The sequence below is a fragment of the Nostoc sp. T09 genome (assembly GCF_002154695.1).
Lineage (GTDB): Bacteria > Cyanobacteriota > Cyanobacteriia > Cyanobacteriales > Nostocaceae > Aulosira.
This window is the reverse complement of sequence record NZ_MTAV01000019.1, coordinates 40,848-65,708: the sequence shown is the minus strand read 5'-3', so window position 1 is coordinate 65,708 and position 24,861 is coordinate 40,848. Positions and strand designations below refer to the sequence as shown.

The window sequence follows — 24,861 nt, the reverse complement described above, 5'->3', positions numbered from 1 at the left end:
GGGAAGAAGGAATAAAACTGTACTGAGTTTTTTTCAAAAATCAAATATGAGTCCTATATCTATTGGATTTTCAGTGATTATCACATTTTATACATGGTGCCATCTACAAGAAAGCGTAGCTCCTCAAAGAATTTTTGAATGTGAGGTATCACCTCTCAACAAGAAGAGTTATCTTAAAATATGAAGTGTGAAATATTAAGAAGAATGAAGTTTCTTCCACAGATAAATCTGGGGGTTTGCCACCAGACTCTTTGTTGCGATCACTACTTCTAACTTCAAAATTACTCTTTGTGCTTCTACGAATAAATTTGCTAGTTATGTATCATATTGTTGGTTTTAACTTTCATTTCCTACAGGATAGTGCCTTGATTAATCAGGTTTTTACTTGATTTTTTGATAGGAAATCAAGGTAATTATTTTTATCAGTATGTTTCCTGAAAATGCTACTTATGATACATAGCATCAGTTGATTTCAAGAGACTCCATAGTAGACAGTTTCTTTGATTGTCACTTCAAATAATAGGCTACTATTTGGTCAAGCCTAGACAAATACTTATTTCTAATAACTATCAAAATGAAAACGTCAGTGTATCGTAACGCTGCTGTTCTAGCTTGCTCTTTAGGACTGTTAGGGTTACTGGTGGGGTGCTTTGGGATGAGTGTTTCTTTTGAGACTACAGATCCAGACGCAGCTTCATCACAGCCCAATGAAACACCTCGGGTTTCAAGCAATCCATCGTCATCTGTTGCTCATGAAACATTTACCTCCACTAACGTTTCTAATTCAGAGACAACCGCAAGTAATCAAGTAGAATATAGCACTAGTAAAGTTACTGCCCGCTTGGCATATAGTCAAGGCTCAAAGGGAAATGCCAAAGATCGTGGAACTTTGCGCATGAGCAATCAAACCAATCAGCCTGTACGGCTAGCTTTATTAGCGCGACAGTCGGCGGTGAAAAGCTCTTCTGCTGGGACGCAATACGATCTCCCAGCACATTGGGATTTTGCTCCGCAAGAAGGAAGTGAAAAGGGATTGCTGCTATCTTTGCCTAACGGTAACTTAAAGTTAGAGAAGGGAGATATTATAGTAGCCTTTGCCCAAGATGGTTCCCGTCGCTACTGGGGTCCATATGTAGTTGGGGAAACATCCTTACCTAAATGGAATTCCCAAAAGCAAGAATGGCAACTGATACTTACTCAATAGTCTAGAGTTGATAGTCAACAGTCCAGAGTTAATTACTGAACCAAAACCAGAAATAATAAAGAACAAAATATAACTAGTCAACGACTAATGACTGTTGGCTATTAACCATTGACTGATAAGTAATGAAGATGAAATTGAGCTTTCCCCACACTGTTGACCAGTGGTTCAAGAATATACTAAAGCGTCCAGCCCTTGCTGTGACTGTATCGGTTCTATGGTTGATTGTGATTGGTTGGATAGCTTATGGGTGGAATTTAGGCAACATTGGCTTAGTTGATGAAACAGAACCACTGTTTGCTGAAGCTTCCCGGCAAATGTTTGTTACCGGAGATTGGATTACCCCATTTTTTGATGGTGAGACTCGCTTCGATAAGCCTGCTTTAATTTACTGGTGTCAGGCGATCGCCTATGCAATTATTGGCGTTAATGAATGGGCTGTGCGACTTCCATCAGCATTAGCAGCGATGGGAGTAGTTGGTTTAGCTTTTTACACAGTACATTGGTCTTTATCCAGACAGGATGAGATAGAACAAGTTTCACGCCCTGTGCGCCGTTACTTAACAGCTGGTCTAGCAGCAACTATCATGGCACTAACCCCAGAAATGATTGCTTGGGGAAGAATTGGTGTCTCCGATATGCTGCTGACTGGGTGCATAGCATCAGCCTTGCTATGCTTTTTTCTAGGGTACGCTGAGAATGCCAAATTCCCAATTGCAAATTCAAAATTACCTAATAAATGGTATTTAGCTTGTTATGTACTAATTGCGGGTGCAATTCTCACAAAAGGACCTGTAGGGATCGTCCTGCCTGGGATCATTATTGGTGCATTTGTCCTATACCTGGGAAACCTGCGACAAGTATGGCGAGAAATGAATGTTTTGATGGGGATGCTAATTATTTTAGTTTTATCAGTCCCCTGGTATGCATTAGTAATTTGGCGCAATGGCTGGACTTTTATTAATTCTTTTTTTGGTTATCACAACTTAGAACGCTTCACAGAAGTAGTTAATGGTCACTCAGCACCTTGGTATTTTTACTTTCTGGTAGTGCTTTTAGGGTTTGCACCATACTCAGTCTACTTACCTGCGGCGATGATCAGACTGAAGTTTTGGCAGCGATCACACTGGCGTTCTCAAGAACGTTCTCAACAATTAGGTTTATTTGCCTGCATCTGGTTTCTTGGTGTTTTTGGCTTTTTCTCGATTGCTGTCACCAAACTCCCCAGCTATGTATTGCCATTAATGCCAGCAGCAGCTATTTTGGTGGCTCTATTATGGAGTGACCTGATTCCACCAGATACACAGACACGTTCCCCAGCCTCCGCATCCTTTCTCTGGAGTGCCTGGGTGAATGTAGTATTTTTATCAGCAGTTGCAGTAGGACTATTTCAATTATCCAAGTTAGTCGGCTATGATCCCGCTGCACCTAACTTATATCAACTAATTCAACAGTTGGGTTTGCCAATTATGGGAGGTATGATTTGGCTCCTTTGTGCCATCATCATTGCGGCTTTCATCATAACTCGCCGTTGGCCGTGGATTATCAGTGCGAACTTGCTGGGATTTATGGCATTTTTTATTATAGTTTTGATGCCTGCTTTATTGGTGATGGATCAGCAGCGTCAGCTACCTTTACGGGAATTGTCGGCGACGATAGTGCAAGTACAGCAACCAAATGAAGAATTAGTCATGCTAGGCTTCAAAAAACCGAGTGTGGTCTTTTACAGCCATAAGCACGTTACCTACATCCCATCTTCACAAGAAGTTTTAGACCATATTCACAAGCAGAATACTAAGCCACTCAAAGCTTCCTCTTTGCTACTTTTAGCTGAACAGGACAGATTTGTGCGCATGGGCTTGCAGCCAGAAGATTACCAGATCATAACTAGCAAGGGTGCTTATTATTTAGTTCGCGTTCCTGTGAAGAAAATAAAAAATCAAAAATTAGATATATCCTACTCTCTTCCTTCTGAAAAAATATCTAATTAAAAGAACCCTATAGACCAAAGCAGTGAGATATTGATCGGCAATATGTTTAGTTAAATAGTAGCTGGCTATCTCATGCTTGGCTTATTTGACAATCTTGGGCATTATCTATCTAATAAAGAATTAGGGACTGCATGGATATAGAATCTCACTAGAGGAGTAGCGATGTCTTCCATTGAGGATAACAAGATCATAGCTCGACGATGGCTCCAACTCATTAGTGAGCATCGAATCGAGGATATCTGTGAGATGACAGCCCCGACTTGGAAAATGCACGGTGGTCCGCCACAGCTTCCTCTAGGACATGATGGAGTCCGTGAACTCTTTCGCCAAATTGGACCTGTGGATCAGCAATGGACAGTTGAAGACGTAATTGCTGAAGGTGATAAAGTTGTCGTGCGTGCGACTAACACCTGTGTTCAGGACAGTTTTCTAGGTATACCCAGTCGCGATCGCCAACAGAGGTTTACAGCTACCTTTATTCATTGGATTGCTGACGGGAAAATCGTGGAAACATGGCGAAACGCCGATGATCTGGGGCGGGTTCTTCAGCTAGGAGCCAGAATTGAGCCGGGAACATCTGAGCAGTAGCAGTGTAAGTAGAGAATTTGTTTTAGCTAAATCAAGTCTTTATCTAAAAAGAATTCAGAAGTCAGTATCAATTCGGGATAACAGGCGGATGAATAAGTGAGTTTAAGACCACCGTTAAATCCAAGATTTAGCGGTCTATAATCTGGATTTGCAAAAAGTTGAGAGTTTGTAATTCACATTTCAATATGGCTCTATGTCCTCTTCCCCATTAAAATTTTTCTTGTTGACGATTGACGGCTAAAGCTTGATTAACCTCATTTAATAAATCTTCCATTGAGATCGAGCGAGGTAAAATTTGAGCAGAAATCTCATGCACTATAGTTTCTATAGTTTGCGAGCCATGCTTTTTCTGTTTTTCGATTTCTGGTTGGGAGATTTTAGACTGCGCGATCGCTTGAGAACGATTTAATCGCTGATCGAGTACTAAAATTGGTGGCAAATTGAAAGGTAAATCTGCCAATGCTTTCAATGCTTTGAGCATTTCTTTATGAATAGAAGATTCCCCTAAGCAAATTAGCAGCAAGTCAACGCTTTGGTGGCGAATTTGTTGTAAGACTTCTGTCCAACAACTTCCCATTGCGGCTTTCAAACCAGCTGTTTGCAAGTATTGAATTAAAGCTTGGAACCACTCAGAACCCCGTTCAGCAGTTTCACTACTAAGGGATGAGTTTTTTTCTGAGCGATAACCTTTAATCTGCCTGCGTCTTACTTGTGGCAAATCACGTAGCATTGTTACATCCACCACTAAAATATTTGGTGGGCAACATATACCAGATGCAATTTGTAGGACTGACAATAAAGCATCAGTTTTGCTGGTACTGCTAGTATGATCTTTACCCAATGGTTGTAAACAAGGAAATACAGATAGCCCAGGTATCTGGGAAGCTGCTAGGGTAGTTACTACATCGCAAGTTACTAGTGGTAACGCTGCTAACCGAGGGTGCTGACTGAGATGTTGCAGGTAAGTTTGTGCGGCGGGGCTTTCTACATCGAGCAAAACTACATCGAACTGCCAAACTCGAGTCAAAAGTTCTGCCTGATCGAGGTCATCTACTTCTATAACTCGGTGTTCTCGCAATGAATAATGGGGATTAACTGATTCCAACTCAGGATTGACCAATCTCAGAATTCGCAGTGGGGTTCTGCTGACGACAATTTTATTACTGTCTAATCCTGATTGCTGAATTGTTGGTGTAGCACATAGACTTTCTAATAGTGGTGCTAATGCTTGAGACTGTACAGGCAGACTCAAGAAACCATCAGCTCGATTGGCAAATGCCTGCTCCTTTTCGGCCCCCGTCGCTGTCACAATCAGGGGAATGTGGCGAGTCATAGGATCGGATTTAACTAAGGTCAGTACATCCCAACCTGATAATAGAGGTAGTAAGGGATTCAAGAATACAGCTTTTGGTTGTAGACGTCGGGCTTTTTCTACTGCTTCTGTTCCTGAGCGCGCAATCACTACGCGATAACCTAAACCTTTGAGCTGTTCGGTCAAGTCTTCAATATATCGAGCTACTGCCTCAACTACCAATACCAACCTTTGCGATGACGTAGGCTGATGCTGTGCAGATGTGTTAACTCGCTGACGTGGTGATGAAGCCAATCCCCTTGTACTGGTGTTGAGTGTTTGTGTATCTTCTATATTTTCCTCCTCTTGCTCAGTAAAGCCTGTTTTGGGAGGACTAGGCGGTAAAAGCAGCGTAAATTGGCTGCCTTTGCCTTCACGAGACAAGAAGCTGACATCACCACCGTGAAGACGTGCTAGGGCCCTAGTTAAGACTAGCCCTAAACCGGTTCCTTCAAATTGTCGCGTTAGGGGATTTTCTAGTTGTTGAAATTTTTGAAAGATTAAATGTTGCTGGTGTTCGGGAATGCCAATACCTGTATCCCAAACTGTAAAAGCAATCCACCCTTCCCAATGGCTCACCCGTAACCCAATTTCTCCAGAGAGTTCAGTAAACTTAAAGGCATTAGAAAGCAGGTGTACCAGCATTTGCCGTAGTCGTAATTCATCCGCCACCATCTGCTCTAAGCCAGGTTCAATGACGATAGTGAATCGATGATCGTTGGAGCGTTCTACTTGAGATGGGCTGGAAGCTTTAGTTTTACTGGTTTGTGTGTGAATCGCTTTTGCTTCTGATAAAGCGCGATCGCACACCGCACGAATATTTACTGGGGCTAGGGTCAGATCCATCTGCCCTGTTTCCATGCGGGTTAAATCCAAGATGTCGTTGACTACACTCATCAAGTGGCGTCCACTTTGATGAATCAAGCCAGCATAACGGGCTTGACGCTCGTTTAATTCTCCTAACTGCCGATCGACAAGCAACCGCGATAACCCTAATACAGCAGTCAGAGGGGTTTTTAACTCATGACTAATGCAAGCTAAAAACTCATCTTTTAATCGGTTCAATTGAATGAGATCGGCGTTTTTAGCTGCCAGTTCTTTACAAAGCTGTTGTTGCTCAGTCACATCAGTAGCTAACACCAGCCATAGCTCATGAGTACCAAGTCCTGATTCTTGAGTAGCAAGCGTCATTTCTGACTCAGCATTCAGGACTTTCAACTCAGTACTATCTAAAGGAATTTTTGCAAACTGCCAAACTCGCTCTTGACCATTTTGCACTTCAACAATGCAGGTGCAAGTACCTACCTGGTTATCCCAAAAACACTGGCTGGATGTGGTAGCTGTGGTATGCTGCTCATGCAGGTTGTGTGTAGGTAGCACAGTAGATGGCAACCGACCAGGTAAACCCTTTTGCTGTATTGATAAGGTATTCTCTTCAGGATGCAGTTTAAGTTGTGTGGGTTGCTCTTGGGCGCTGTGCCCATTCCCTGTAACATGGGTCTGAGTTTTCAGGGATTTTTTTGTGGCATATTCTGACTGTTTATCCAGGGTTGAGGCAAGTATCCTCTCTACCTGTTGTCTGACTCCTTCTGGATCTTTCAATACTCCCAATTGCTGCCACCAAGCTGGATTTTGTGCTACCACCTCGCCACTAGCAGTTTGCAACATCAAAGGCCAGGGCAGCCGTTCTAACAATTGAACAAGTGGCTTATAGAAGGCTTGGCGCTGATTTGGTATCTGTGCCTGTGAGTAAGTTGCTATCGCCACATCTGTTCTGCTTTCGTCCTCTGCGTACTCCTGAGAATTCCCAACAGACATGACATCAATTGCCACTCTTTCTTGAGCTATTAATCTCAACAACCTTGAGCTATCTAGCAAACCCAAAAATTTGCCGTCTGGGTCAATGAGCGCCCAGTCTAAATTGTTATTGTTGATTTGAGTTTGTTGATAGCGCAAAAATAAGCCAAATTGCTCCACACGCTCAGCAGCTGGGATGGTTTGTATTGGCTCAATTAGCGCTGAATCAAAAATTGACAATGGTTGCTGTAAATGGAAGCGATCGCCACCAACTGCTGCCAACAATTTTTGCGTTAATCTGGCAGAGTGCAGCAACCCAACTGGGCATTGCTGCTGATTTACTATCACCACGCGATCGCACTGCTCTTGCTCAAAAATCTCCAGCACTATTGCCAGAGTACTTGTTTCTACGCAGATGGGTACGGTTGCTAGAAAGTCATAAAGCGGGTACTGTAGCATTGACATAAAGCTTCGGGGGTCATTCTTCCTCTGGTAGCCTCTGGACTCAGCATCACGGTTGCTTCCGATGGCGCTCATGCCTGAAGCAATATCCTTTAAGAAGACTCTTTTAAAAAAATCTCGATCCAATTTCAATGCTCTTCAAACAACGGGCTTGTGCTTGATTAACGCTTGGTTGCGTCTACTTATTTTCAGAGTGGCTGTATTTCCCTTTGCTGCATTGAACTCCTGACTACAATTTTTTACCAGTGTCCTGACTGGTGTTGAAAATCCTCCTCGATAGCAATAGCTAGAACAATTATGGCTCTAAAAATTCGCTTTAGAACCTTGAGGAATTATAATGATTTAGAATGCGACAATCCTTTAAGTTCGTTTAAGTATCTTATCAAGGAGCGAAATAAAAAAATCTGTATTTAGATAGATATACATATGATAATCATCAACTAACTACAGCGCCCTCTACGACAAACTCCTCAACAAAAACTCATTAAGTTTTATGGCTTACTATCTACATCAGCTTTTTGAGTGTTAAGTCAGTACTTTAACTGGCAAAAAGCATCCTCTTGGGGTGGATTATTTAAGCTAAACTAAACACCCAACTGAGCCTAGAACTGTGCCCTGCATTGACTCAGCTCGCTAAACTTGGTCAAAACGATCAAGGAGATCTATAAACCAAAAATGTTATTACCAATATTAATTTTTCAACCAATTCTTAAAAAAAATTTATATAATCGACCTGCCTTAGCCATTAAACAAAAATTTACCTGGTGGATAAATAACTTGGTTCACGGCACTAGCATTAGCGAGCTTTTAATCTTACCTTGTAAGACAATCGATGTTAATAGTATCAATTATTTAATGAAGTGGGTTCTTTCCAACCTCAATGAAATCTCCACTGAAAAATATTGCTATGTATTCGCATCCTATAAGCAAAAACACCAGAATTTTTTTCAGCAGATGGATAGAGAAGAACGAGAAGCTTTATTGCAAGAAATTAAATCCAATTACCGAGAAATACTTATACATTACTTTACCACAGAAAAAACCTTAAAAGAAAAAATTGATAAATTTATCAATGCAGTATTTTGTGCTAATATTCCTGTGCCGCAAATCATAGAAATTCACATGGAGATAATTGAAGAATTTGCCAAACAGCTAAGACTAGAAGGAAGAAGTGATGAAGCATTACTCGATTATCGACTGACATTAATAGATATTCTGGCTCACCTGTGTGAAACTTATAGGTGTTCGATATATAAATAAAATAAATGTATCGAAGTTGAAGTCGGCAAAAGCAGCCGCTATCATTCCCTGCCAATGTGCGAACGTATCCTATATTTATATCCTCAAGTCTAGCCTGTACCTTTATGAATCAAGCAAGAAAGACCTATGTTCTCAAGCTGTATGTAGCTGGGAACACGCCTAACTCAGTACGGGCATTAAAAACACTAAAAGACATTTTAGACCAAGAGTTTCAAGGTGTGTATGCTTTAAAAGTAATCGATGTTCTTAAAAGCCCACAACTGGCAGAAGAGGATAAGATATTAGCCACACCGACATTATCGAAAATTTTGCCTCCTCCAGTACGCAAGATTATTGGCGATCTTTCGGATAGAGAACGTGTGTTGATTGGATTGGATTTACTTTATGAAGAACTGAGTGAAGAAGGTTGGGAAGAGTAAAATATTTAAGCGTAAAATTTATTGACAAACTCCAAACATTAGTAATAGAAAACCTGGGCTTAATACCCCTTTTTTAGCAAGCAATGATTGAAAAAGAGCAACCAGAGCAAAGCAAAACACCGTTAATTGGGGGTGTAGAAAAAATCCGCACAATGATCGAGGGTTTTGACGATATCAGTCATGGCGGTTTACCAATTGGAAGAACTACCCTAGTCAGCGGAACCTCAGGAACAGGCAAAACTTTATTATCTCTACAGTTTCTCTATAACGGTATCACTTACTTTGATGAAGCAGGGGTATTTGTTACCTTTGAAGAATCACCAAGCGATATTATTAAAAATGCCAATATTTTTGGCTGGAACTTGCAACGCTTAATTAACGAAGGCAAATTGTTTATTCTCGATGCTTCACCAGATCCAGAAGGTCAAGATATCGTGGGTAACTTTGACCTTTCAGCATTGATTGAACGCTTGCAGTATGCCATTCGCAAATACAAAGCCAAACGAGTCTCAATTGACTCGATCACAGCGGTATTTCAGCAGTATGAAGCTATGGGAGTAGTGCGGCGGGAAATTTTTCGCCTTGTAGCACGTCTTAAACAGCTGAGTGTCACCACTATAATTACAACCGAACGTAGCGAAGAATATGGACCTGTTGCGTCTTTTGGCGTGGAAGAATTTGTTTCCGATAATGTGGTAATAGTGCGCAACGTTTTAGAAGGAGAACGCCGTCGCCGCACAATTGAGATTCTCAAATTGCGCGGCACAACTCATATGAAAGGCGAATATCCTTTTACAATTACCAACGAAGGAGTCAATATTTTCCCATTAGGAGCAATGCGGTTGACTCAACGGTCTTCTAATGTCAGGGTGTCTTCTGGTGTAAAAACCCTTGATGAGATGTGCGGTGGTGGTTTCTTTAAAGATTCGATTATTTTGGCTACAGGAGCTACGGGTACTGGTAAAACCTTGTTGGTCAGCAAGTTTATTCAAGAGGCTTGCTTGAATGGCGAACAGGCAATATTATTTGCCTATGAAGAATCACGCGCTCAACTATCCCGTAATGCTTCCTCTTGGGGAATTGATTTTGAGGAGCTAGAAAGACAAGGTTTACTCAAAATCATCTGTACTTATCCTGAATCGACTGGATTGGAAGACCACTTGCAAATTATTAAGTCAGAAATTGCTGTCTTTAAGCCAGCTCGGATTGCGATCGACTCCCTTTCCGCGCTAGCTAGAGGAGTAAGCAATAATGCATTTCGACAGTTTGTAATTGGTGTTACGGGTTACGCTAAGCAAGAAGAAATTACAGGGTTTTTTACCAACACAACTGACCAATTTATGGGGTCACATTCGATTACTGACTCCCATATTTCCACGATTACTGACACAATATTGATGTTGCAGTATGTAGAAATTCGTGGAGAAATGTCGCGGGCAATTAATGTATTCAAAATGCGGGGATCTTGGCACGATAAAGGTATCCGCGAGTACAATATTACCCCCGATGGTCCAGAAATTAAAGATTCTTTCCGGAATTATGAAAGAATTGTTAGTGGTGCTCCTACCCGCGTTAGTATCGATGAAAAGGCGGAACTTTCTCGCATAGTTAAACGTTTTGAAGATAAACAGAGTTCCGATTCCTAAATTTGGTATCGTACTATATTCTCTTCTTAATTTAGTGTCGTGCTATATTCTGTGGTGAAGAAAAGTTTTCTGCCGCTAGAGTGATTTTGTGTGAGGGGATGCGGTGAAAGGACAGCAATTATTTCATAGTTTCTTGCCTGGTGTGACAGCAGCAGTATTAACAACCCAGCCCGCTTGGGCTGGTACTGTGAAAGTAAGTAGGGTACAACTGGCGTCTTCTCCTAGTGTCTTGACTTCTAATTATGGTCGAACCTTGGTTGCGGATGTCACTAATACGCAAATGCCCTATCTAGCAGACCGTAGGTTTCCAACTTTAGTACCTTCTAGTAATTGGATGTCACTGAATGCTAAACCTTTAAGTCATCACAGTATCTTAATGCTAAAAGCAGGAAATACTAGTTCGATAAAAGCACAACTACTTAGGGAAAATCAAGGTAGATTTCATAGTTTGTCACCTACCTTTCATCCTGCCCAGCAGCCAGAGTTGAACAGTTCTGCTGACAAAGAGCAAAAACAGAATAACTCAGCAACTTCTGGGCAGAAATTAGACAATATAATCGTTCCTTCTTTTAACTCAAAACCTGTTTCTGTCCAGCAAAACAATTTGCTGTTATCTTCTTCACAGCAACCCAAAACTCAAAAGAAAAATCCTAATACTCAATTGCAGGCAGTTTTACCATCTGCAATCATCAATGCAAGGTCGGCAAAGCTGTTAGAAATACCCAGCTGTGCACAGCAAGAGGGAACAAACAAAACTGCTTCCTCAGCTTCTTTACTGCTGAATGGAACTTGTGCGCAGAGAATGACTGCTAAGGATTTGGTGGCTCAGGGTAATACTCTTACTACGCCGAGAACAGTGACTCCCGCGCCTGCTGGTGCTGTGCCAATTCCAACAGTACCGGGAACAGCAACTCCCGTACCTGCTGGTGCTGTGCCGATTCCAACAGTACCGGGAACAGTGACTCCCACACCTGCTGGTGCTGTACAGGTTCCCGAGAATTTGATTCCCAACCCAAACCCCCTGCAATATCCTACAAAGCCAGAGGAAGTAACGGTTCAAGGAAATCAGCCAATTACTTTAGCACAGGCGTTGGAGTTAGCAAGACGCAGCAATCGGCAACTACAGGTAACCCAATTGGAGCTAGAGCGTAGTCAAGCAGCTCTTCGTGAGGCACAAGCTGCTCTATTTCCTAACGTTGGTATTAGTGGTGATGTGACTCGTCAGCGTACTGTTTCAGATACCTATCAGGTGAAAATTGCCGAGCAGCAAGAAGCTGCGCTACCGCCTGCATTCCGTCAACCAGTTGACCCTGCCCCTAGCACTACAAATTTTAATGGTCAAGCACAACTTTCATATGACATCTACACTTCTGGTAGACGGCAAGCTAACATTAGGGCGGCGGAGGAACAGGTACGTTTTAGTGAATTAGCTCTAGAGAATCAGTTTGAGGAAATTCGGCTGAATGTCTCTACTGACTACTACAATCTGCAACAACGTGATGAAGAAGTACGTATTGCCCAGTCAGCTGTACAAAATGCCCTGGCTAGTTTGCGGGATGCAGAAGCTTTAGAGCGCGCTGGGGTGGGAACTAGGTTCGATGTCTTGCGTTCTCAGGTGAATTTAGCAAATTCGCAACAAGATTTAACTAATGCTACTTCCCAGCAGCAAATTGCCCGCCGTCAGTTAGCGGCTCGTTTAAGTTTGTCACAGTCGGTGAATATTAGTGCGGCAGACCCAGTCAGATTAGCCGGTCTTTGGAACCAGTCATTAGAGCAAAGTATTGTACTAGCTTTCCAAAACCGTCCAGATCTGCAACAACAGTTGGCACAACGTAACATCAACGAGCAACAACGCCGACAAGCTTTGGCGGGGCTGGGTCCACAGGTAAGTTTGGTTGCAGCCTACAATCTGTTTGATCAGTTTAATGATGATATCAGCGTTACCGATGGTTATTCGGTTGGGGTGAGGGCAACCCTGAATTTGTTTGATGGGGGAGCAGCAAGAGCAAGGGCAGCTCAAGCAAGAGCTAATATTGCGATCGCAGAAACTCAATTTGCCGATCTCCGCAACCAAATCCGGTTTCAGGTAGAGCAGGCCTATTCCACTCAGCAATCTAATTTGCAAAATGTTCAAACCGCTAATACGGCTCTAGAACAAGCTAGAGAAGCTTTGCGTTTAGCACGTTTGCGTTTTCAAGCTGGTGTAGGTACTCAAACTGATGTGATTAACTCTGAAAATGATTTGACAAGAGCCGAAGGTAATCGCATTCGCGCTATTTTGGATTACAACCGCGCTTTGTCTCAGTTACAACGCTTTGTTACCTCAAGAGCATTCCGTTAAGAGTCATTAGTCGTTAGTCATTTGTCCTTAGTTTGAATACTAATGACTATTGACTCTGAAAAAACTACTACCCCTAGCCTGCGACAACGCCTGAAGACGAACGCGGAAGTCAAAAGTTAACAGAATTGTATTCTAGGCTTTTACACTGTTTTTCATGCTATTTTTATTTCCGCCGTGATGTCCTAGTGCTGGTATTGTGCCTAGTCAATAGGTGGTAGTTTTTATTGCTGACGTTTCGCTTTTAAAAGCGAAAAATTCGATATTTGTAAGTATATTTTCCGAAAAAAAACTTTTAAATTAGTCAAAATATACGCTAATTTATCCAAAACTTCGTCAATTTAGTGAACCGCCCTCAGGCTTCCAGCCAGAAGCTAAAGTTACAAAGCCTACCTGTGTGGGCTAAGAGTCTTATAGCCTACCTCTACTCATTCTTTGTCATTTTTGGACAGCTTGGGGTTGAAATTGCTTGACAAGTCTATGCAATTTCAAGTGCAGCGATGAGAACGATGAATAATCAATCGAAATTGGAATAACATAGCTGAGTATTTAATTACTCGGCTGATAACAAACTTATGACTACACTGACATCACAAGAAATTGCACAGTTTCGCTCTCAATTTACAGATAACACCACAGCAATGGAAGTGCTGGATTTAATTGAGGACTGCGAGGGAGATTTAGAAGATGCGGCGATGAGTTTAGCCATTAGGGCGGGACAGCAACCAGAAAGAGCCAATTCAGAATGGTTAGATGCTTTGGCTAGAAAGTGGCGTGCTGTTATTTGCGAGCAACAATTTCGGGACGACTTACAGAGTGGCTCTGTTCAAGGGATGATGGAGTACCTTTATACAATGCCGACATTTCCAAAGATTTTGGCAGTACCCGTTTTGCTCTATGTTCTCAAACAAGGCGTGAACAATTTTTGTGAACCGTTGGATGCGCTCAAGTAATATTTAATCTAACGAGATGCCAACTATACAGGGAGCAGCATCCGAAATTATAAATTTTGAATTTTGATTTAACTCTTAACGCTGATGATTTTGACTTAGGCACAAGATTGATTTGACCAGCACTGGTACGCTGTTAATTAAGGCAAATTTTTCTAAAATCACTCTTGTTAAATTAATGAATTACCTCGTTGCCGTATTACCAGACCGTATCCAAGCTGAAGCTGCTTACTTAGCTTTAGAAAAAGAGTCCATTAAAAGTACTATCCTGGGTAGGGGTTACAAGACTGCGGATGAGTTTGGCTTGATTGATCCCAAAGAGCAAGCCAAAAAGCAAGCACGGCTCATGTCATTCTGGTTAGTACCATTCGGCTTTTTTGCTGGTTTCACCTTCAGCTTGATCACTGGTTTAGATACCTTTGCTTGGGCCGGAGAAATTGGCAATCACATTGTCGGGGGAATATTGGGTGCTGCAAGTGGCGCTATGGGTAGCGTGTTTGTCGGTGGCGGAGTCGGTTTAATTGCGGGTGGTGGTGATGCTTTACCCTATCGCAATCGTTTGGATCTAGGCAAATATCTCATAGTAGTTCAGGGTTCTGAAACTCTGACTCGGCAAGCAACTCGAATCTTACGTCAGTTTGAGCCAGAAAATATCCAAGGTTACGCAGATACAACTAGCGTCTAAAAAGCTCAAAACTCAAAATGAAGAAGCTTACATAAAGCAAGCACTACAGCGTGTAGTATTATGTAATTTTAAAAGCTGCAAGCTTAGTAGTGAATGAATCACATATTACACATTACTACACCGCGCCTTGAGTTACTTCCCTGTTCTTTGGAGGTGACACAAGCGGTGATTGCACAAAATAAATCGCAAGTGGAGAAGCTTTTAGGGGTAACTGTTCCTGATGACTGGTATGCTGGACAAGTCCTAGATTTTTTCCCTAGATATGCGCAAATGCTGATAGAGGAACCATCTTATCTAGGCTGGGGTGTGTCGTTGATGATTCATGCTAGCGATTGTACTCTGATTGGTGATTTGGGATTTGGTGGCAAACCTGATGCACAAGGAACTGTGGAACTAGGTTATGAAGTGTTACCAAAGTACCGCAACCAAGGATATGCCTTTGAAGCAGTACAAGCATTAGTCAATTTTGCCTTTACTCAGCCGGAACTGAAGAGAATTATTGCCCATTCTCCGCAGGATATTATGGCCTCGTGTCGGATTTTGGAAAAACTAGGAATGCAGCATTTAGAAACCTTTAATTCACCTGATTATCCGACTGCACCAATTTTGAAATGGCAGATGACGCTAGAATCAAACAGTGGTCATGAGTAATGAGTCAATAGAGCTTGATTGCCGACTTCAAACTCACAACTCGTAATTTTTAAGAATGTTGCCCAGAGAAGAACTTTTAAAAAGTGTTGAAAATCGAGATACTGTAGCTCGTGTAATCGATCAGGCAGAACAAGCAATCAAAACTTGGGAAGTTGTTTTGACAGATTTTCTGTCTCCCCCAGAATTAGTAGAAATTCAACGGGTGTTCAGTCGGTTAACAGAGGTGCAATTGGTAGCTGGGGGTGGATATCCCCAAGCAGAACGCCAAAGACTCGCGATCGCGCGTGCGGAAATTCCTTTAGATCAATCCCAAGTCGCCTTGGCTGTATTAGAAATTGCTGGTAATTTCTTGTTTGATACCGCCACTCACCGCGACTTTTTAGGCGCAATGCTGGGGACGGGAATCGTCCGGGAAAAGACAGGAGATATTATTGTCCTGGGTGAACGAGGCGCACAGGCAATTGTCGCACCAGAGTTGACAGAATTTTTAGAGATGAATCTCAAACAGGTGCGATCGGTTCCGGTAAAAACCCAGCGAATTGAATTTAGCGAGTTAAAGGTTCGAGAACCCAAGAAAAAAGAATTAACTACTGTCGAAGCTTCCTTACGGTTGGATGCGATCGCCTCTGCTGGTTTTGGGATGTCTCGCAGCAAAATGGTTGATTTAATCGACTCCGGTGATGTCCGGGTTAATTGGAAGGACGTTTCTCAAGCGAGTTCTCAAGTGAAAACAGGGGACTTAATCGCTATTCGCGGTAAGGGACGCTTAGAAGTTGGAGAAGTTGCTGTTACTAAAAAAGACCGTTACCGAGTTCAATTAACTAGGTACATGTAAAAATTCAAAAGTTAGCAATAAGAAGTTTTAATATCACAATGAAGTCAAGATTTATCTGAGAGTTTAAAACTTCTTGCTAACATATTCAGCAGAATTTTTCTTGGTACTATCCTCGCTAATATAGTTCTAATTTGAGTTTTAACATCACCAATTACAACGGCTGGCTGCCAATTTTCCAAAGCTTTTAGTGACATTTCTACAACTTCTTCGCAAGTAAACATTTGCTCTGTGCTTCCTGCCAAAGTCGGAGGAAAATTAGCTTCAGCAAAAAAGTTAGTTTCTATAGGACCTGGACAAGTAACGAGAACACGAATACCGTAGGGACGATTTTCTGCCCATAGTGCCTGACTAAAATTGACAATAAAAGCTTTGCTGGCAGCATAAACAGAAAGATATGGCATTGGTTGAAATGCGGTAATTGAAGATACATTAATAATGCTTCCCGATTGATGTTGCCGCATCAAAGGTAGAAATTTATGGGTTAAATCTACTAAAGCTAGAATATTTAATTGCACTATCTTAACTTGCTTTTCGCCGTCAGAACTAGCAAAATCACCATAATCACCAAAACCAGCATTATTAATTAATAAGTCAATCGTTAATCCCTTCGCTTGGGTAGCATCAAAGACAGCTTGAGCAGCATTAGGTTCTGTCAGGTCTTTAACTATAACTTCTACTTGAATATTGTAATTTTCTTGTAATTTCTTAGTTAATTGATGCAGTTTTTCTTGCGATCGCGCAACTAAAACAAGATTGGTATTGCGTGCAGCTAGTTGTTGGGCAAAGGCTTTACCAATACCACTAGAGGCACCTGTAATTAGAGCAGTTGACATTCTAGGTATTTTGATAAAAATCAGATCAATTTATAGATATTAACAATAGTTATTACTATTTTTAACCATCTAGAGTCATATGCCAAAAAGATCAAAACTCAGACTCAAGGATATAGTAATTTTCTAGCGCTAGGCGGGAATACTAGAATAATAAGTTACATCTTGTGTCTATGTATCGGTTAAATAAAAAAGCCTTGCAAATTTTGCGTGCTGAAGTTCAAAGATGTAGTGGTAACGATCAAGTAAGCAAAATTGAGCAAGAAATAGTAATTAAGCGATTAGAACAACTGTGCTTGGAAAAAGGTTCTCCAGCAAAGTTTGATGAAATGCGCGATAGCGTTGTCGATATATATCCCCAATTTAGCGAGAAGGTACTCAAACAAGCGGCAAAAGCTAATAAATCGCCTGGTATTTTTACCACTGTAAAATGGGCAACCATACTTTTGGGAAGTTCAGCAGGAATGCTGTGGCTAATAAATTTGCCTTACCCAATGATTCGCTGGCCTGTTGCTAAAACTGTGCCAATCCTGCTAATGCCTAGCTATATAAATATGGATTATCACTATCGTGAGGCAATTAAAAACCTTGAGCAAGCAGACCAGTTAATTAATCAAGCTACTAGTCCTTATGATATTGAGCAAGGTTCCCAGAGAGCTAAAGAAGCACAAAAAAATCTGGATAATCTGCCAGTTTGGTTTTTAGGATATTATCCTCAGACTTACTGTAATTTTTTTGGTTGCAGTTGGAAGTTTACCGTAGATGAGTTTGAAGCAGCTAGACGGCGGGTAGCGCGGATAGATGCGATCGCTTTCCAAGATAGGAATGCTTTTACACCCCTGGCTCAAGGAGAAATGGCGCTGAAGTTAGCACGCCAGGAATACGAAAAAGCTACCAGTATTAAGGATAAAGAACTAGCCATTGCTTCTTGGCAAGCAGCCATAGATCAATTAGAGCAAATTCCTGAAGCCACATTTGCCGGAGAAACTGCAAAAACTAAACTCAAAGCTTACAAACGTGATATTGATAATGCACGCATCGGCACATTTATTGCTGCTGCTCAAGAATTTGATTTAGAAGCGGAAAAAATCCAACCGATACAACCCAAAGCCGCATCTGAACTATGGGAACAGGCAAGTAAGCGCCTCAACCAAATCCCTACAGAAAATCCTCGTTATTTAGAAGCTCAAAGGTTACTAGCTGGTTATCAAGTAAAACTCAAAACAGTTGCCGATCCTCGTAGCGGTACATATATCGAAGCAGCAAAGGAATTTGCCATAGCAGCTGCTAAAGCATCGCAAAATCCACCCCACCCTGTAGTTAAGTGGGAGCAAATTGAAAAATTATGGCAAAAGTCTATTGATCAGCTAGAAAAGATTCGGGTTGAAGAACCAGGCTATGTAGCAGCACAAAAATTATTGGCAGAATATCAAACTAATTTAGGTATTATCGAGACTCGACGAAAAGACGAAAATGAAGCACAAGCATCGCTCCAAGAAGCTAATGAGCAAATCCAAAGTTTGATAGCTTCTTCTCCTACCGATCCGCAGCAGCTAAAAGGTAAAATCCAAGGTGTTATCAATCGGTTAAGAACTATCAAAGCTGGGACAACTGCCTACGCAGAAGCGCAAAGACTGCTGATATCTGCTCAAAAAAGGCTGCAACAGTAACATCAAGCCGTTCACTGCTACACCTGTTTGCATCAGGCATCAATGAAATACTTGCTTATCATAAATAGATATGCTATGGTTGTTAACCGTGGGTTAAGGACGTATAGCTCAGTTGGTTAGAGCGCTACGTTGACATCGTAGAGGTCACTGGTTCGAATCCAGTTACGTCCATTTTATGTACAGTGACTAATTATTTGTCGTCGGTGTGTCGATTGCAAAATTATTTGTCCGCGTTGACAAATTAATGTCCATATTGACAGTCACATAGCAATTTTTTAGATACGAATTGTTGCTATAGAAACTAAATTAAGTATCTCTAGGTTATCTAAAGACATCGAAGCTGCTATTTAGAGAAATGGGGTTGCTTAAAAAATAGCAAGTTTAATAGTAGAGCAACTTAATCTCCCAAATACTGTTTATTGATTGAGAGCTTTGATTTACAAGTGCGATCGCATACTCATAGCTAGCTTAAGCTACTCACAGCCATGTAGAATTTTTGTGAGATAAATTTTGACTACTTAAGCCTAAGCTACCTAGACAACGCAAAATCGTTAGCGTTTTTAATAAAATTATGGTGCAAATTTCTCCATCCCATTCTGATATTGAAGCTCAAGCTACTAAGGCTGCTGCTGGTTTTCATACTGAAACAGTTGCATCAGAAACTATTTCCGATTTTGAGTTTCTTTTTACCAGAGCAATTGAATTTCGCCAAGAAACAATTTACTTCATCATTGTAGATCGTTTTAATGATGGAGATCCCAGCAATAATGAAGGTGCGCATCCTGAACTTTACGACCCCACTAAGCAAAAGTGGGGTAAATATTGGGGTGGAGATTTACAAGGAATTATTGACAAACTGGATTATCTCAAAAATTTGGGTGTCACCGCTATTTGGATTTCTCCATTGTTTGAGCAAGTAGAAGCATTGCAATTTGATAATGCTGCAATGCATGGTTACTGGACTAAAGATTTTAAACGGATTAATCCACGTTTTCTTGGTACTAACGAGGAAAATTCTTTATTTAAAAGTAGTACATTAGATAAATTAATTTCTGGCTTACATGAGCGAGGTATGAAGCTAATTTTAGATATTGTTTGCAATCATAGCAGTCCGGATGTGAATGGTGTAAAAGGAAAACTTTACGAAGATGGCGTTTTAATTGCTGATTATTATAATGATGTCAATCATTGGTATCATCATAATCCTGAAATTACGGATTGGGAAGATGAATATCAATTACTTTATTATGAAATGTCAGGATTAGCGACTTTTAACGAAAGCAATCCTGATTATCGTAATTATATAAAAAGTGCAATCAAGCAATGGTTAGATAAAGGAGTTGATGCTTTACGGGTTGATACAGTAAAGCATATGCCGATTTGGTTTTGGCAAGAATTTAATAGTGATATTCAAACTCATAAGCCTTCTGTATTTATTTTTGGTGAATGGGGTTTTAGCAATCCCAGAAAGAACAGTTCAGTTAAATTTGCCAATGAGTCTGGAATGTCAATTTTAGACTTTGGTTTTTGTGAGGGAATTCGCCAAGCTTTGGCTCAAAATGCAGCAGGGGGATTTCATTTAATTCAAGATATTTTAAATCTGGATTATCTTTACAACACGGCAACAGAATTGATTACCTTTATTGATAATCATGATATGCCGCGATTTCAAAGCTTAAATCCCGATCCTCAACTGCTACGATTGGCAATGGCGTTGATTATGACTAGTCGCGGGATTCCTTGTATTTATTATGGGACGGAGCAATATCTCCACAATGATACTCATGGTGGAAACGATCCTTACAATCGTCCGATAATGGAGAAATGGGACACAGATACACAGCTTTACCAAGATATTCAATTATTATCTAAATTGCGGCGTTTAAATCCTGCTGTTTCTCTAGGAAGTCAGAAACAGAAATATATTACGCCTAATGTCTATTGTTATCTGCGGAGTTATCGCGATTATCGTTGCTTAGTAGCGATGAATAAAGGCGATGCAACGACTATTGATGTAGAGAGTACAGAATTAGAAGATGGGGAATATAACTGTATAGTAACGCAGCGCCAAATAGAAGTTAAAAATGGCAAAATATTAGGATTAAATCTCAACCCGAAAGAACTAATTGTACTTAGTTATTTAGGTGAACGGGTGAAGGGAAAAACAATTGTTAGGGCACAGTTAAATGGGTTGAGAACCCAACCAGGCGATACAGTTGTGGTAACAGGTGATTGTCCAGAGTTAGGCGATTGGGATATTAGCAAAGCTTACGCTTTAGAATATATAAATGAAAATACTTGGTTTGGGGAAATATCCTTTAATGAGAGCGCTGGAAAAGCGATATGTTATAAATATGCTCTCTGGAGAGAAAACCAACCACCTCTGCGGGAAAATCTCGTTAGCCGTCGCTGGATTTTAGCTGATAAAGGTACGGTTAAATGGCGAGATACTTGGGCTAGTTAAGTAAGTAAAAAGTAAGATTCCCGACTTCTTAAAGAAGTCGGGAATCTTGGTCTTTTAGTTCTCAAGGACTAAAGACTTCACTACAGATTTTTTAAAATGCTCCGATTTTGCCAAAGATGACGTAGAATGTTTTCCCAATTAAAAATAAGTCATACAATGGATGCCAATTTCTCTGGTACTGCAAGTCTAAGTCAACGATTTGTTCAAAATTTGTGACTTGAGAACGTCCGTTAACTTGCCATTCGCCAGTTAAACCAGGTTTGACATTTAAACGTCGCCAATGTTTATCTGTATATTTAATAACTTCATCACCTGTGGGCGGACGGGTTCCAACTAAGCTCATATCATTAAGCAAAACATTCCAAAATTGAGGTAGTTCATCCAAACTGGTGCGTCTCAAAAAGCGACCTACTTTAGTAATTCGGAAATCATTTTTGTTTTTAAATATGAGTCCATTCGCTTCGTTATTGACTAAAGACTTTAATTGTTCAGCATCACTAACCATTGACCGGAATTTATAAAGACGAAATGGGCGTCCTTGTAGCCCATAGCGTTCTTGAGCAAAGAAAATTGGCCCTGGACTATCGATTTTAATAGCGATCGCTATCGGCACAAACAAGATTGCTACAATCAATAATCCGACCAAACTCCCTAAAATGTCTAAACAACGTTTAAATTTAGACTGTACTGATGGATGTGGGGTATATTCTAAGTCCCAAGATTTAAATGTTATGTCTTGAAAAATTCCCTGTAATTGTGTTTGATGCATCATCCTGGCTCAATTAACAAAGGTAAATTACTTAGAGTTAAAGCGTGTTTGTTAAAATCAGATTTTTTATCTAGAAAAAACAGTATGTGTGGTGATACAGTTTTTTCTGAGCTAATTCCGGGAACTTGGTTAACGAAAGTAGAGTTTTTATCTAGCTCATGCTTTATCTCCAGAGGTTATATTGATAATTTACAGTTCCTTTATATATCTGCGTTTATTTCCAAAATGGATACGATCGCTTGTACCCTCCTGGCTCAATCAGGGTTAAAATCATCTGCTATGGAATCCACAATTTTACAAGTCTCAAGACGCGAGAATAGAGTCACGCACAATTCCCACCAAGAAGCAGTTGCGATCGCACTATGCCACTCCCACACACCTAGAACTTTGACACGCCAAGCCTGTTCAATAAAACCGACATAAGGTAAATGTCCTATGGGGGCTTCTCCTTGCCAAATGAGATTGTCATAATCAACCCAAGAGTCTTTCAGACGCCAACCAACACGATTGACAAAATCAATACAGGTTTCTGAAGCAGCGACTTTGGCGCTACCAATCATCAAAGCTAATACAGGGTCAGTAGCAGAATTACCTTTCATACTCTGCCAGATACGGTGCTGGACGCTAAAACCGAAGCGCCCATGACTATAACTTACCCAAAGATGGTTAATAGTATAAAGATCTTTACAAATAAAATTTTTAAGGCTGTCGAGATCCAGGTAGCGCTGTTGTTCTCGCCCGGCTACCTTCAACATGAGAGTTGTAGTTTCTTGATCCGCCTCCAGCCATCTTTGGGCTTGGAGTAAATCCCGCAGATGAGTGTAATCTATCCCTACCTCAGAACTCAAATCATCAAGAGTAGGACTGCTAGCATCTTCAGGCTGTTCATTTAAACTATCACCAGCAAATAGGGTTTTTCCTGGTAAGACTTCAATGATTCCTTGAGATCCAGACAACCAAAAATAGAAATTGATGTCGGTTTGTGCCAATTGCATTTGCAATTGTGTAATCCAACCTGCTGCGGTGAGTCCAGTTCGCTGCGTTCCTTGGTTGAGAGTTTCTAAAAGGATAGTGGCAAATCTTTCACTCTCGTGAGGTGGTACAGCAGCGGTAATTAAACACTGTCCTGTGTCTAATCCTAGTTGGAGTTCTTCGGTCCAATCACGTACCGATACGTTCCCGACACCTTGTTCTACCGGACAATCTAAAACGATAATTTGTTGCGATCGGCATCGGCGTAGCTGTTTTCTCAACCATGAGCGATGGATGACAATATCATCAGACAGAACTAATACCGCTTCTCCCTGTTCTGTCTCTTGAATTTGCCCTCGCAGATATAACAATACTGTTGCGGCTGCTTCTGCGGTATTGGTTGATTCCGTAAAAGATTGAGATAGCAAGCACTTTTGGATGGCTTTACGCACATCTGACTGTGGATTTTTGCCGCGCACAGTCCAATAATTGACTTCAAAACTACCAGCAGTGCTAAGTATTTTGCTCAAAGCTAAAGAAGTTTTACTCTTGGCAAGTCCTTCTACAACCAATGCTTGTCGCGGATGTTGAGTAGATTCTATTTTTTTGGATTTCAGTCCCAAAATTACTTCTCCTACTCCTTCGACAATACGCTTAGGCGTTTGTGAGGGATATTCGGAATGTATTGAATTGTCCCCTCGTCCTTTTTTGAGTTGATTAATGACTCGCAACTGTTGATTAGCTTTATCTATATATGTCAGCGTTTGGTGATAAACATAGCGGTAAAGCCCATCAGCTTCGATCACGCCTTGGGAGTCAGCTGCTTCTCCTTTTAGTCCTTGAATTAAATAGTATGTGAATACGCCATGTCCCAATTGGGGAAATTCCCAAGATTGCTGTCCGCGATCGCAAGATAATAACGCATAAAATCCTTTTCTCTGGACGGCTCGTTGTCGCAGAACTTCCACCAACTCTAGTGTAGGGTTAAGTTGGGCATCTGTTTCTCCTCTAGCACCTAACAGCGTCATCCCACCGCTATGACAAGCATCTAATACAACTAGTTGCTGCTGGGCAGAACAACTCTCTAAAAGTTGCAAAACTTCCTGCAACTTTAAACCAGTGTCTATTAATTTTTCTTTTTGAGTATCTTGAAGACACAGCACCACTTGCTGACTCAATGGATCTAGCATCCCATGTCCTGAAAAATAAAATAGAACAGTGTCAATGGGTTTAGTAGCAGCGGCGATTTGTCTGAGGCTAGTAAGAACATTTTCTAACTTTGGCTGTTGGGAGGCGAAATCGTGGTAAATCATCACCTCCTTTTGCGGAAAAGCCTGTGTTGCGGCGTTTAATGCTTCTCCTAAACCTTGACAGTCCAATGCTGAGTAATGCAAACAAGGTATTTGTTCATCCTCATATTGATTCACGCCCACCAGTAATAGCCATAGTTTTGCTACACCGGTTTCAAGGGCATGAGTTGAGTGACTAGTACGAACCCCAACTGGACACATCTCAGAAATTTATAATGAAAAATCTAATACTCGTAAGCATCTTAGCTGCTGACTGTAGATAAGACATACATAGAGCAGCTATTATGATAATGGTATCAGATCAAACAAGACGCAGTGGCAGTAGAGTTAGTTCCAAAGATGTCAAATTTGCCTACATACCATGTAGGGGTGGGCTTTTCCAATCCTTTACGGGGCAGCAAGATCCCCGACTTCTTCCGGCATACATGGTGAATAGTGGGTATGACCCTTTAATACCGATAGGTTTAAAGAGGTAAGAATAAAATTTAACATGTCATTGTGAGGAACGTAGACGCGAAGCGGCTTCCCGTAGGCTAGCAATCGTAATGGCGGGGATTGCTTCGTCGTTCCTCCTCGCAATGACGGAAAATTGTTAGATTTTGTAAAAGTTGGATGCTCCCTATTTATCTGTGTGCATCGGTGTTTATCAGTGGTTTGATATCCAAAACATCG

At 41.1% G+C, this 24,861-nt stretch carries 17 protein-coding genes and 1 tRNA gene; 14 read left to right on the top strand and 4 right to left on the bottom strand.

The window, feature by feature from the left end:
- Positions 1-574: 574 nt before the first annotated feature.
- The 3 genes from BV372_RS06270 (at position 575) to BV372_RS06260 (ending at position 3,780) form a co-directional block, all read left to right on the top strand.
- Positions 575-1,204, top strand: coding sequence for a hypothetical protein (locus tag BV372_RS06270; RefSeq protein WP_086684781.1), 630 nt, complete (start codon positions 575-577; stop codon positions 1,202-1,204).
- Between the two features lie 122 nt (positions 1,205-1,326).
- A complete protein-coding gene (locus tag BV372_RS06265) occupies positions 1,327-3,192 on the top strand; it encodes a glycosyltransferase family 39 protein (RefSeq protein ID WP_086684778.1) in 1,866 nt (621 codons plus the stop codon).
- A 162-nt stretch (positions 3,193-3,354) separates the two neighbouring features.
- A complete protein-coding gene (locus tag BV372_RS06260) occupies positions 3,355-3,780 on the top strand; it encodes an ester cyclase (RefSeq protein ID WP_086684775.1) in 426 nt (141 codons plus the stop codon).
- A gap of 208 nt (positions 3,781-3,988) precedes the next feature.
- Here the strand turns inward: BV372_RS06260 and BV372_RS06255 are convergent, their stop codons facing one another.
- Positions 3,989-7,393, bottom strand: a complete 3,405-nt coding sequence (locus tag BV372_RS06255; protein ID WP_086684772.1) for an ATP-binding protein — start codon at positions 7,391-7,393, stop codon at positions 3,989-3,991.
- A gap of 672 nt (positions 7,394-8,065) precedes the next feature.
- Here BV372_RS06255 and BV372_RS06250 point away from each other — a divergent pair.
- From BV372_RS06250 to BV372_RS06215, 8 genes are all read left to right on the top strand, one after another.
- On the top strand, positions 8,066-8,650 hold the full coding sequence (locus BV372_RS06250; protein WP_179197992.1) for a KaiA family protein: 585 nt from the start codon (positions 8,066-8,068) through the stop codon (positions 8,648-8,650).
- Positions 8,651-8,754: 104 nt separating this feature from the next.
- On the top strand, positions 8,755-9,069 hold the full coding sequence (gene kaiB, locus BV372_RS06245) for a circadian clock protein KaiB (protein ID WP_086684769.1): 315 nt from the start codon (positions 8,755-8,757) through the stop codon (positions 9,067-9,069).
- An 83-nt stretch (positions 9,070-9,152) separates the two neighbouring features.
- On the top strand, positions 9,153-10,715 hold the full coding sequence (kaiC, locus tag BV372_RS06240; RefSeq protein WP_086684765.1) for a circadian clock protein KaiC: 1,563 nt from the start codon (positions 9,153-9,155) through the stop codon (positions 10,713-10,715).
- A 103-nt stretch (positions 10,716-10,818) separates the two neighbouring features.
- Positions 10,819-13,056 carry a TolC family protein gene (locus BV372_RS06235; protein WP_086684762.1) on the top strand — a complete coding sequence of 746 codons (2,238 nt, stop codon included), beginning with the start codon at positions 10,819-10,821 and terminating at the stop codon, positions 13,054-13,056.
- A gap of 572 nt (positions 13,057-13,628) precedes the next feature.
- Entirely contained in the window at positions 13,629-14,006 is a 378-nt protein-coding gene (locus tag BV372_RS06230; protein WP_086684759.1) for a hypothetical protein, read from the top strand.
- Positions 14,007-14,181: 175 nt separating this feature from the next.
- Complete coding sequence (locus BV372_RS06225; protein ID WP_086684794.1) at positions 14,182-14,688, top strand: hypothetical protein; 507 nt, start codon at positions 14,182-14,184, stop codon at positions 14,686-14,688.
- A 93-nt stretch (positions 14,689-14,781) separates the two neighbouring features.
- Positions 14,782-15,339, top strand: a complete 558-nt coding sequence (locus BV372_RS06220; protein ID WP_086684757.1) for a GNAT family N-acetyltransferase — start codon at positions 14,782-14,784, stop codon at positions 15,337-15,339.
- A 55-nt stretch (positions 15,340-15,394) separates the two neighbouring features.
- Positions 15,395-16,174 carry a photosystem II S4 domain protein gene (locus tag BV372_RS06215; RefSeq protein ID WP_086684754.1) on the top strand — a complete coding sequence of 260 codons (780 nt, stop codon included), beginning with the start codon at positions 15,395-15,397 and terminating at the stop codon, positions 16,172-16,174.
- A 44-nt stretch (positions 16,175-16,218) separates the two neighbouring features.
- Here BV372_RS06215 and BV372_RS06210 read toward each other — a convergent pair whose 3' ends face one another.
- A complete protein-coding gene (locus BV372_RS06210) occupies positions 16,219-17,007 on the bottom strand; it encodes an SDR family oxidoreductase (protein ID WP_086684751.1) in 789 nt (262 codons plus the stop codon).
- A 170-nt stretch (positions 17,008-17,177) separates the two neighbouring features.
- On the opposite strand from BV372_RS06210, the gene BV372_RS06205 reads away from it, so the two are divergent.
- The 3 genes from BV372_RS06205 (at position 17,178) to BV372_RS06195 (ending at position 21,138) form a co-directional block, all read left to right on the top strand.
- On the top strand, positions 17,178-18,674 hold the full coding sequence (locus BV372_RS06205; protein WP_086684748.1) for a hypothetical protein: 1,497 nt from the start codon (positions 17,178-17,180) through the stop codon (positions 18,672-18,674).
- 97 nt (positions 18,675-18,771) lie between these two features.
- Positions 18,772-18,845, top strand: a tRNA-Val gene (locus BV372_RS06200).
- A gap of 400 nt (positions 18,846-19,245) precedes the next feature.
- On the top strand, positions 19,246-21,138 hold the full coding sequence (locus tag BV372_RS06195) for an alpha-amylase family glycosyl hydrolase (RefSeq protein WP_086684745.1): 1,893 nt from the start codon (positions 19,246-19,248) through the stop codon (positions 21,136-21,138).
- A gap of 91 nt (positions 21,139-21,229) precedes the next feature.
- On the opposite strand, the gene BV372_RS06190 is transcribed toward BV372_RS06195, so the two are convergent.
- Both BV372_RS06190 and BV372_RS06185 read right to left on the bottom strand, forming a co-directional pair.
- On the bottom strand, positions 21,230-21,907 hold the full coding sequence (locus BV372_RS06190) for a sugar transferase (RefSeq protein ID WP_086684741.1): 678 nt from the start codon (positions 21,905-21,907) through the stop codon (positions 21,230-21,232).
- 254 nt (positions 21,908-22,161) lie between these two features.
- Positions 22,162-24,390 carry a GUN4 domain-containing protein gene (locus tag BV372_RS06185; RefSeq protein WP_179197991.1) on the bottom strand — a complete coding sequence of 743 codons (2,229 nt, stop codon included), beginning with the start codon at positions 24,388-24,390 and terminating at the stop codon, positions 22,162-22,164.
- Between the last annotated feature and the right edge of the window lie 471 nt (positions 24,391-24,861).

Excerpts from the sequence above, each read along its gene's own strand:
- BV372_RS06270 (WP_086684781.1), top strand. The coding sequence starts at position 575 with ATGAAAACGTCAGTGTATCGTAACGCTGCTGTTCTAGCTTGCTCTTTA.
- BV372_RS06265 (WP_086684778.1), top strand. The coding sequence starts at position 1,327 with ATGAAGATGAAATTGAGCTTTCCCCACACTGTTGACCAGTGGTTCAAG.
- BV372_RS06260 (WP_086684775.1), top strand. The coding sequence starts at position 3,355 with ATGTCTTCCATTGAGGATAACAAGATCATAGCTCGACGATGGCTCCAA.
- BV372_RS06255 (WP_086684772.1), bottom strand. The coding sequence starts at position 7,393 with ATGTCAATGCTACAGTACCCGCTTTATGACTTTCTAGCAACCGTACCC.
- BV372_RS06250 (WP_179197992.1), top strand. The coding sequence starts at position 8,066 with ATGTTATTACCAATATTAATTTTTCAACCAATTCTTAAAAAAAATTTA.
- kaiB (WP_086684769.1), top strand. The coding sequence starts at position 8,755 with ATGAATCAAGCAAGAAAGACCTATGTTCTCAAGCTGTATGTAGCTGGG.
- kaiC (WP_086684765.1), top strand. The coding sequence starts at position 9,153 with ATGATTGAAAAAGAGCAACCAGAGCAAAGCAAAACACCGTTAATTGGG.
- BV372_RS06230 (WP_086684759.1), top strand. The coding sequence starts at position 13,629 with ATGACTACACTGACATCACAAGAAATTGCACAGTTTCGCTCTCAATTT.
- BV372_RS06225 (WP_086684794.1), top strand. The coding sequence starts at position 14,182 with ATGAATTACCTCGTTGCCGTATTACCAGACCGTATCCAAGCTGAAGCT.
- BV372_RS06220 (WP_086684757.1), top strand. The coding sequence starts at position 14,782 with ATGAATCACATATTACACATTACTACACCGCGCCTTGAGTTACTTCCC.
- BV372_RS06215 (WP_086684754.1), top strand. The coding sequence starts at position 15,395 with ATGTTGCCCAGAGAAGAACTTTTAAAAAGTGTTGAAAATCGAGATACT.
- BV372_RS06210 (WP_086684751.1), bottom strand. The coding sequence starts at position 17,007 with ATGTCAACTGCTCTAATTACAGGTGCCTCTAGTGGTATTGGTAAAGCC.
- BV372_RS06205 (WP_086684748.1), top strand. The coding sequence starts at position 17,178 with ATGTATCGGTTAAATAAAAAAGCCTTGCAAATTTTGCGTGCTGAAGTT.
- BV372_RS06195 (WP_086684745.1), top strand. The coding sequence starts at position 19,246 with ATGGTGCAAATTTCTCCATCCCATTCTGATATTGAAGCTCAAGCTACT.
- BV372_RS06190 (WP_086684741.1), bottom strand. The coding sequence starts at position 21,907 with ATGCATCAAACACAATTACAGGGAATTTTTCAAGACATAACATTTAAA.
- BV372_RS06185 (WP_179197991.1), bottom strand. The coding sequence starts at position 24,390 with ATGTGTCCAGTTGGGGTTCGTACTAGTCACTCAACTCATGCCCTTGAA.